This is a genomic window from Aquiflexum sp. (genome assembly GCF_041749095.1).
Classification (GTDB): Bacteria; Bacteroidota; Bacteroidia; order Cytophagales; family Cyclobacteriaceae; genus Aquiflexum.
The window spans coordinates 1-9856 of the sequence record NZ_JBGTCA010000151.1 but is presented as its reverse complement, the minus strand read 5'-3'; the positions used below and the strand labels follow the sequence as shown (position 1 = coordinate 9856).

The window sequence follows — 9856 nt, the reverse complement described above, 5'->3', positions numbered from 1 at the left end:
CTTCGGGTCATCGCGGCCTATCCCTATACCTGGATTCCAGGAAAAGTTGACGGTGAGAATGTCCGGGTAAGGATGCGGTTGCCGATTTCATTTAGGCAGTGATAATTAATGGACTCAATGCGGATCTTCATTTGAATTAATTTAGGTATTATTTTCTCTTAAATACATAAGATTTTATTTTTGGAAAAAAAACCAATGAAGTTATTCGTTTTTAAGCTATTCCTATTTCTCATAATTGTTGGGGTCAGTTTACCAACATCAGGCCAAAATCAATCTGATACGACCAAATCTGAAAAGGTCACGGTCGAAAAGCTGAAATACAAACAACAGCCCGGATTGGCTTTGGCAGCATCGAAGATCTTTTTCTCTGATAAAAGATATTCCATTTCAGGTTTTGGAGAAGCTTCATTTGTGGAATACCTTGGCCCAAAAGACACTGATTCAGGCGATCTTGAACTCTATTTCACCAACCTATACCGTTTTGCTACATTTTTTGGTTATCGCTTTTCCGACAAGTTTATCTGGAACTCAGAGCTTCAAGTGGAATATCTCCACGATGGCAGGGAAGAGAATAGAACCGAATTTTTGTTTGAAGCATTTATTGATTATCTGTGGCAGGATTACCTCAAATTCAGATTGGGTTATTTTCCACTTCCCATCGGTTATGTCAACAATAATGACGAACCCATCATGTTTTACTCTGTCAATAGGTCCGAAGTAGAACGCTTGATAACCCCCACTACCTGGATTGAATTTGGCGCCATGTTTTATGGGAATTTCACAGATGATCTGAGTTACGCATTGGGGATATCCCAGGGGCTCAATGCAGCAGAATACATAAGCGGTTCCTGGATAAGGCAGGGAAGGGTAATCACTTGGGGATTGCCAAAGGCACTTTCCTTTACCCCACAACTCAATTACTCCGGAATCGATAACCTTAACCTGAGTATTTCGGGTTTCTTTGGAAATTCAGGTCAGGAACAGACCATCATCGGCAATGATGGCCCTCAAGAGGTTAAGGCGCCTGTTCGGATTGGAACCGGATTTGCCAAATATGAAAGAGACAATTGGCGGTTTGTGACTGTGGGTACTTATGGTGCACTACAGCAAACCCGGGAAATTGCAGCGCTGACGGGTATGGAGAACGGGATCAGGCAAATCATGGGTGACCGCACCATGGGTTACCTTTTTGAGCTGGGGCATGATTTGCTTCCATATTTCAAGAAAAGGAAAACTGCTTCCGAGGGATTTCTATACAATACAGGTGAATTTAAGTTGCCGGTTTTTGTAAGGTATGAAAGATTGAATACCCACCTGAGGTTTGATGACCGTCTCATACCTCAGACAGGTCCAACGGGTACCCCTTTTCCTTTTTCTCTGGTGCAAAATAACCTGAGGATTTGGACCTTGGGTCTCAACTTCAATACAAAAGAGAATATCGTATTGAAAACCAATTATCAGTTCCGCAAAAATCTTGCAACAGGGGACTTTGCTTTTGAAGAAGGGAACAGGCTGGAATTTGGGTTTGGGTTTATTTTTTAAAAGAAACTATTCCTTCTCCCCATCTTCAATAAACTGACGTTGTATTTCGTCTTCTGCTTCCTCTTCTTTGGTTTTTTTAGTCAGCTCCTCATTGAAGAATCTGCTCTGAAATATCAGAATAATGGCTACCCCAACAAAAATAGAAGCATCAGCAATATTGAAAATCGGCCAAAGTGCAGTATAACTTCCGCCCCATAAAGGCACCCATTGCGGAATATACCCTTCCCATATATCGATATAAAACATATCAATCACCTGGCCATGAAACCATGGGCTAGGTGCGTTATACGGTGCATTTCCTAACCAAACACCATAAAAAATACTATCGATCAGATTTCCGATAGCCCCACCCAAAATCATGGATATACAGATAATATACCCCGTATGCATTTTTTTGGAAATAATATGGTATAGGTAATATCCGATTCCAAACATGGCAACCAACCTAAAAGTGGTCAATATTAATTTCCCATATTCAGAACCAAGCTGCATGCCAAAGGCCATTCCTGGATTGGTGGTATAGTGTAGCTTAAACCATTCCCCTATCACCTTGATCTGCCCGGGGGTGCCAAAGTCCATTTGATAATGGACAACCATTTTAACAATCTGGTCTATAATAATCACCAAAAGGGCAATGCCAAAATATTTGAAATATTTCATCGATATCAATTCAAAGCCACAGATATAAGGATAATTTTTAATATCCCATCTATCTGTGGCGTGATTATTTAATTATTTAAACTTTTTCAATTTTTACCATCAACTCGAAATCATCCATGTCCAAGGTAGTTCCGTCCGTCAATGAACCATTGACTTCCAATGACAAGGCCTGGGTTTCAGTTTGGATATAAGTAGCAAAATTTGACAACGCAGCATTGACCAATTCATCGTGTTTGGCTACTTTGATCCTGATTTTATCCTGTACTTCCAGCCCCATGTCTTTTCGGAGATTCTGTATTCTGTTCACCAAATCCCTGGCTATTCCTTCCTGTTTCAACCCATCCGTCAAGGTAACATCCAAAGCGACGGTCACCCCCTGATCAGTGGCGACAGACCAACCGGGGATATCCTGAGAGCTGATTAATACCTCTTCCAACAGCAGTTCAATATCTCCATCCTCAAGAGGAACCGATATTTTTCCGTTCTTCTCGATTTCAGCTATTTCCGCTTTTCCCCAAGAATTGATGGCCGCTACCACAAATCGCATCTTCGGACCCAGTTTCTTCCCCAAAACGGGAAGATTTGGCTTGACACTTTTTACAAGCACATCCGAAGCATCATCAATGTATTCTACAGCTTTGATATTCACCTCTGATTTGATCAATTCTTCAAGGTGCTCTATCTGTCTTCTTGTTTTCTCATTCAATACAGGGACCAATATCCGCTGTAAAGGCTGACGCACTTTGATGCCGATTTTTGGGTTTTTCCTCAATGAGTGGACCAAGGATGATATCCTTTGGGCCAGATCCATACTTTCTTCCAGGTCTTTGTTGATCAGATCTGCATCAGCTCCTGCCCAATCTGTCAGGTGTACCGACTCCAACTTGTTGTTGGAAGAAGCAGTCAGGTTCTTATACAGCCAATCCGTATAGAACGGCGCAAATGAAGACATCAACTGTGTCAAGCTCAACAGACATTCGTACAAAGTCTCATAAGCAGCCTGCTTGTCTTCATTCATATCACCCCTCCAAAACCTCTTCCTTGCCAAGCGAACATACCAATTGGACAATTGGTCCACGGTGAAATTCATGATTGCACGGGTGGCCTTGGTAGCATCGTAATTGTCCATAGCAGATTCTACCTCGGAGATCAAAGTCTGCAATTTGGAAATGATCCATTGATCCAGTTCAGCACGCTCGTTGACGGGAACAGCTTTTGACTTGTCATAGACAAAATGATCAAGATTGGCATACAGGGCAAAGAAGTTATAGGTGTTCTGCAAGGTTCCAAAAAACCTCCTCTGTACTTCCGCTACGCCTTCCAAGCTGAATTTAAGATTATCCCATGGATTGGCATTGCTGAGCATATACCATCTCAGGGCATCAGGACCATATTCTTTCAATGTTTTGAAGGGATCCACGGCATTGCCCATTCGTTTGGACATTTTATTTCCGTTTTTATCCAGGACAAGGCCATTGGCAATAACATTTTTGAATGCCACAGAATCAAAGAGCATCCCTGCTATCGCATGAAGGGTAAAAAACCATCCCCTGGTCTGATCAACACCTTCTGCGATGTAATCAGCAGGATAGTTGGCTTTGAATATATCTTCATTTTCAAAAGGATAATGCCATTGGGCATAGGGCATGGCCCCGGAGTCAAACCACACATCTATCAGATCCGGCTCACGGAACATCTTTTGGCCTGTGGCAGAAACCAATACCACATCATCCACATACGGCCTGTGCAGGTCCATCTCTTTTCCTTCCCAGGGAGATTTCTCCAAAAAACCTTTTGCTATTGACTTTTCTATTTCATGTTGCAGTTCTGTGACAGATCCGATGCACAATTCTTCTGTGCCATCTTCCGTTCTCCAGATGGGCAATGGTGTACCCCAGAATCTTGATCGGCTAAGGTTCCAATCCACCAGGTTTTCAAGCCAGTTACCAAATCTTCCTGTTCCTGTTGCTTCAGGCTTCCAGTTGATGGTTTTGTTCAGTTCAACCAACCTGTCCTTATAAGCAGTGGTTTTGATAAACCAGCTTTCCAGTGGATAGTATAAGATCGGCTTGTCCGTTCTCCAACAATGCGGGTAACTGTGTTCGTATTTTTCGACCTTAAAGGCCCTGTTTTCATTTTTGAGGATAATGGAAATGATGATGTCCGTATTTTTAAAATCTGCGGCATTCTCATCATCATTGGTGTAGTTTTTTACATAGAAATCATCCACAGCAAAGGTTTTATGGGCAAGTATGCCATGCTCCTGCATTTTGGCAGCAAGGTATTCACCCACCACAGGAAGGAATTTGCCTTGCCTGTCCACAACAGGGACATCATTGCCCAGTTCATCTTTGACAAATACTCCCGGAACATTGTTCTGTACCAATGTCCGAAAGTCATCCGCGCCAAATGCCTTGGCCAGATGGACAATTCCGGTTCCATCCTCTGTGGTCACATAATCTCCCGAAACCACCGTAAATGCAGGATGGGGCAATGCAATGCCCGCAATCGGAAACAATTGCTCATATTCCCAACCCAACATATTCTTTCCTTTGAATTCAGCGACCACCTCATAAGGAATAAGTTTATCCCCGGCTTGGTAGTCAGCCAAGGGGATTTCTTTGGCCTTGGGATTGAACATCGCACCCATTCTTGCCTTCGCCAAAATAGCGGTCATCGGCTCAAAAGTATATGGATTGAAAGTTTTCACTTTCACATAATCCAGGTTTTCACCGATAGCCAAAGCGGAATTGGAAGGCAAAGTCCAGGGTGTAGTGGTCCATGCTAAAATGAAAGTATTGTCTTCTCCCTTTAGCTTGAACTGTGCAGTGACAGATGTGTCTTTGATATCCCTGTAGCAACCCGGCTGATTGAGTTCGTGTGAACTGAGACCGGTACCCGCAGCAGGGGAAAATGGCTGAATGGTGTAGCCTTTGTAGAGCAAATTTTTGTCATAAAGCTTCCTCAGCAAACTCCATAGGCTTTCGATGTAGTCAGATTCAAATGTGATATAAGGGTCATCCAAATCCACCCAATAACCGATTTTTTCGGTCAGGACATCCCATTCATTTTTGAAGCGCATGACCGTCTCACGGCATTTTTGGTTGTATTCTTCTACAGAGATACTCTTGCCGATATCCTCTTTGGTGATCCCAAGTTCTTTTTCAACCTGCAATTCCACAGGAAGCCCATGAGTATCCCAACCACCTTTTCTTTTGACCTGAAAGCCTTTCAATGTTTTGTATCTGCAAAAAATGTCCTTCATGGCCCTACCAAGTACATGGTGTATGCCAGGAGTACCATTGGCAGAAGGTGGGCCTTCAAAAAAAGTAAATGTCTCCGCACCTTCCCTGTTGGTGACGGATTTAGTGAAAATATCGTTTTTTTTCCAGTATTGCAGGATGTCCTCTCCTATTCTTGGATAATCTACTTGTTTGTACTCCTGGTATTTTTTCACGGTATTCCTTTGTATTATTATTAATTAAAGATGTGCCGACAACCCACTTTTCACTTTAGTCAGACCATTCACCTTCTTGGACAATATAATGACCATTTACTTGCAAAACACCTTAGCAAAAAAGGCAGGCGCAAAGTTAAGATAATTTGGAGTATTAGGGATAGATAATCATGAAATTGATTCGTATCAGCTAGAGGTTTGAATTTATTATTTATGTTTATCTTAATAATTTCCGGACATGAACAAAACTATCCTTAATCCTATTGCTGTAGAAGAGGTCATTGAAAGGGCAAAAAGGTTAAATCCCCAGACTACTCCGCATTGGGGAAAAATGACAGTCTCCGAAATGCTCAGCCATTGCAATATGGCACATCAATCCATTCTCAAAGCTCCTATGGCAACGGCAGGTCCCACTTTGAGGCAAAGGGTCTTTAAATTTTGGTTTTTTCACCTCCGCAAGGAATTCCCCAAATTGGCCCGTGGCCCAAAACGATTTGACATGAAAGGCAAGGTGGATGAAAAGGTATTTGAAGAAGAAAAATCAAAATTTATCCATATCGTAGCAAAATTCACAAATCGTGAAACCCAAATGGCAGGTTCCCACCCCGTATTTGGCCCCTTGAACCATCAATATTGGGGGGTTTTTGTCTGGAGGCATTTGGACCATCACTTGAGGCAGTTTGGGGTTTAGATAGGGTTTGAGTCGATGTTAGGGATTTTTGAAATGGTCGGATGACCCCTGCCTAAGGCAGGCAGGGATGAGCGATTTTTGGGGTGGAGAAACCTGAGGTTAGTCATTTAGAATGAGCTGGGTAAGACTTTTCAATTGAGGGATAAATTTTCAGTCAAATGAAGGATATCAATATATAATGTAAAGAGTGGTGCTCAATTACCTTGAACAAGAATAATCTTCAATTTTTCTTCAAAATATGATTTTTTAAAAGGATTAATTATCTTGGGAATACAATTTTTGTTTTGACTTTTAAAATCATCATTAAATGAAACTAGATAAAATCCTCGATAACCTTAATTCATTCGAAAAAAATTCTTTCCTAAAAATCATTGATAATTTACTGGCCGAAAAACCAAAAAATTACAAAGAGATTGAAAAAATATTATCAGAAACAAGCAAAGAATTAAAATCTGTTGATAGCTTAAATATTTCAAAAGTATTCTCATTGATTGAAGATGAGTTTATGAAGATAACCAAAGCAGAATTTTTAAACTCAACATCACAACTTGATATTTTAATTGATATTATATCTAAGGAAGGTAATGCAATTTTAAAACAAGATTGGTTTGCGAGATTATATGAAATTGAATTGACCAATCTTGATAAAAGATTGAAAAAATTTAAACAAGATTTGGAAAACGATAAATCTGATATTGATGATTTAAGAAGAAGAGATTATAAAATTTACAAGTCATGTTTAGAAACTGCTTACACTAATGATGAAAAAAATAACCAAGAGAAAAAAATCACTTCTGATGAACAATCAATATTAGCGACTTTAAGGCAACAATTGGGCTTATCACAGGAAGAATTAAAACTTATCAATTATTTAATTATTCCTGTAAAAAAACTGGAAATAGATCAGGTAATAAATGACTTGAAAACACTCGGAATAATTTTTTATGCCCGTAAAACTAACACCATTTATGTGGCCGATGAAGTTGTGAGGCTATTAAGAAAAGTAAGGGGGAAGGAATTATCAGACAAATTCTATAGAAGAGTGCTTAGGAATTTGAGAGAGCCTCAAATAAATTTAATTTGCAGGAAACACGGCATTAATTCTAAAATTCCCCTAAATGAAAAGATAAAAACCATTATTAATGAAGGGACTTCTTTTTATGGAGTATTAATGGAAGACATATATAAAGAAGGTACTACCCTTTCAGAAAAAAAGAAATTTGTGACAGAAATGTGTGATAGCAACTTGAAAATTCCAGTTTCCTTAAAGGGTTCGGTGTTGGAAGATAAAATATCAAGTTTAATTGAATATTTTGAACAAGTTGAAAAAGATGAAAAAGTTGGGATTTCCATTGATGGATATGAAAAGCTTTTGGTAGAATTAAATGAATCATTACCATTTTTCAACAATCATGTTCGCAAAGAATTAGAATTTCAGGAAGAGAAAGTCTTGAAAAGCTTTTTCCTTTTAGACTATAATATAAAGCCAAGAGATATTTTAGAATTGCTAGGCCAAGAAGAATTGCTGGAGTTTTGTAAAATCCGGGGAATAAAAAGTAGAGGTGATATTTTTCTTAACATTCTTGAACATTACAAAGATTCGGAAAATCTATATCTAGAAAATTATGAAAACATCGCATTTAGAAATTTGAACAAACTAAAAGAAAATGGTATTGAAATAAAAGAAGCCGATTTAGGTTTGAAGTTTGAAGAGCTTACAAAAAATATTTTTGAGAAATTGGGTTTTTATGTAGATGATGAATTAAAAAACCACCTTAATACAAATAAAGATAAGACTGATATTATCCTTAATATGGGACACAAAGAAGTCATCTTAGTGGAATGCAAAACAATAAAAGAAAGTGGTTTCAATAAATTCAGTTCCGTTAGTCGGCAACTTAAATCTTATGCAACTAGAGCTAAATTAAATGATTATCGGGTAATAAAATCTTTATTGGTATGTCCTGAATTTTCAGATGAATTTATCAGAGAATGTGGACTTGAGTATGAGTTGAATTTATCTCTTATTAAAGCCTCATCCCTTCAAAAAATACTTGATGGATTTAAAATTTCAAAACATAAAAAGTTTCCGCACAATCTTTTAATGAGGGATGTTCTGATACAAGAAGAGATAGTTTTAAAGGCTATTTGCAAATAAACTAATTTATGAAACTGAATATTCTTTTGAATGAGAGATTTATTCTTTCATTGATAATTATTAATTCGATAATTATTTTTCTCTCTGGTTTTGATAGAGTTATAGAAAGTTATCCATGGATTTTTTTTATAGACAATACAATCACTAGTGTATTTTTATTGGAAGTTATTTACAAGATAAAAGAATGGGGCTTTAAAAAATATTTTGATTCCAACTGGAATAGGTTTGATTTTATCCTTGTCATTTTTGCAACACCATCCTTGGTAGTTTGGCCTTTTGGCCTTGATTTTTTCGAAGTAGATTATCTACTAGCATTTAGAATTCTTAGAGCATTTAAATTTTTCAGATTTGTTAAATTCATTCCTAATATTGATCATATTATTAACGGTCTCGGAAGTGCTTCGAAAGCATCTTTACTTATTATAATAGCATTCTTTATTCTGAATTTCACTGTTTCAGTTGTTTCTTGTTTTATTTTCAAAAATGCAGCACCTGAATATTTTGGAAATCCTTTAATTTCATTTTACTCAATATTTAAGATTTTTACAGTCGAGGGATGGTATGAAATTCCGGATGTAATTTCTGAATCCTATGGAGGATCTTATGTATTTTTCATTAGATTATACTTTATTGTAATATTATTTTTTGGCGGGATTTTTGGTTTATCCCTTGTAAACTCAATATTTGTTGATGCAATGGTTAGTGATAACAATAATGAGTTAGAAAGTAAGATTTCAAAATTGGAAATGAAAATTGATCAGTTGACCAAATTGATGGATCAAGTTTATTTTCAAAAACTAAAAAAATGATTTTCTAATATCTATTGCTTACTCACATTAATATCAAGCCCCCGGCAAAGCAATCCCCTTTACCTTTCTATAAAGCGCCAATGCATATTTATCTGTCATCCCTGATACAAAGTCTATCAAGGCCCGCAGCATGGGATATGCGTTGACTTTTTCACCCCAACCTTCCATTGGGAAATCCTCGGGCAATAATCTCAGGATACTTTTGTCTTTGCCTGAATAAAGTTCTGTCTGGTAAAACTTATGATTCAGGGCCATGGAAAAAACCTCCAGCAAACCCTCCAATACCTGAAATCCCGCTGCCTCTTTTTCCAATACCGGTTTTGAGCGATAAATCTTTTGCACAGATAGCTCAGATATTTTGGCCAGTGCTGTTGCAGAAGGAATAATGTCCGTCAGAGCCTGATCAAAATCCCCAGTTAGCATTTGCTCCTCCTTTTGGCAAAAAGCGATGACACACTCTTCCACCAATTTTCCGATGGTCATGGCCCTAAGAATGGCCAGCTTCTGAGTTTGGGTTTTATATTTTTCCAGCTTTTCGG

At 38.2% G+C, this 9856-nt stretch carries 6 protein-coding genes and 1 pseudogene; 4 read left to right on the top strand and 3 right to left on the bottom strand.

Features of this window, described 5'->3' with window-relative positions:
• Nucleotides 1-195: 195 nt before the first annotated feature.
• Nucleotides 196-1542, top strand: coding sequence for a hypothetical protein (locus ACEW8O_RS07710; RefSeq protein ID WP_373494042.1), 1347 nt, complete (start codon nucleotides 196-198; stop codon nucleotides 1540-1542).
• A 6-nt stretch (nucleotides 1543-1548) separates the two neighbouring features.
• Here ACEW8O_RS07710 and ACEW8O_RS07705 read toward each other — a convergent pair whose 3' ends face one another.
• Nucleotides 1549-2202: a lipoprotein signal peptidase gene (locus ACEW8O_RS07705; RefSeq protein ID WP_373494041.1), complete on the bottom strand. Its 654-nt coding sequence runs from the start codon at nucleotides 2200-2202 to the stop codon at nucleotides 1549-1551.
• Between the two features lie 76 nt (nucleotides 2203-2278).
• A complete protein-coding gene (gene ileS, locus ACEW8O_RS07700) occupies nucleotides 2279-5659 on the bottom strand; it encodes an isoleucine--tRNA ligase (RefSeq protein WP_373494040.1) in 3381 nt (1126 codons plus the stop codon).
• A 238-nt stretch (nucleotides 5660-5897) separates the two neighbouring features.
• Here ileS and ACEW8O_RS07695 point away from each other — a divergent pair, with 238 nt between their 5' ends.
• The 3 genes from ACEW8O_RS07695 to ACEW8O_RS07685 all read left to right on the top strand — a co-directional run bounded on the left by ACEW8O_RS07695 (nucleotide 5898) and on the right by ACEW8O_RS07685 (nucleotide 9317).
• Nucleotides 5898-6350, top strand: a complete 453-nt coding sequence (locus ACEW8O_RS07695; protein WP_373494039.1) for a DUF1569 domain-containing protein — start codon at nucleotides 5898-5900, stop codon at nucleotides 6348-6350.
• 307 nt (nucleotides 6351-6657) lie between these two features.
• Nucleotides 6658-8508, top strand: a complete 1851-nt coding sequence (locus tag ACEW8O_RS07690; RefSeq protein WP_373494038.1) for a hypothetical protein — start codon at nucleotides 6658-6660, stop codon at nucleotides 8506-8508.
• 8 nt (nucleotides 8509-8516) lie between these two features.
• Nucleotides 8517-9317, top strand: coding sequence for an ion transporter (locus tag ACEW8O_RS07685; RefSeq protein ID WP_373494037.1), 801 nt, complete (start codon nucleotides 8517-8519; stop codon nucleotides 9315-9317).
• 33 nt (nucleotides 9318-9350) lie between these two features.
• Here the strand turns inward: ACEW8O_RS07685 and ACEW8O_RS07680 are convergent.
• A pseudogene (locus ACEW8O_RS07680) lies at nucleotides 9351-9856 on the bottom strand (dGTPase); the annotation flags it as partial.

Coding starts and splice junctions, on each gene's coding strand:
- ACEW8O_RS07710 (WP_373494042.1), top strand. CDS start 196: ATGAAGTTATTCGTTTTTAAGCTATTCCTATTTCTCATAATTGTTGGG.
- ACEW8O_RS07705 (WP_373494041.1), bottom strand. CDS start 2,202: ATGAAATATTTCAAATATTTTGGCATTGCCCTTTTGGTGATTATTATA.
- ACEW8O_RS07695 (WP_373494039.1), top strand. CDS start 5,898: ATGAACAAAACTATCCTTAATCCTATTGCTGTAGAAGAGGTCATTGAA.
- ACEW8O_RS07690 (WP_373494038.1), top strand. CDS start 6,658: ATGAAACTAGATAAAATCCTCGATAACCTTAATTCATTCGAAAAAAAT.
- ACEW8O_RS07685 (WP_373494037.1), top strand. CDS start 8,517: ATGAAACTGAATATTCTTTTGAATGAGAGATTTATTCTTTCATTGATA.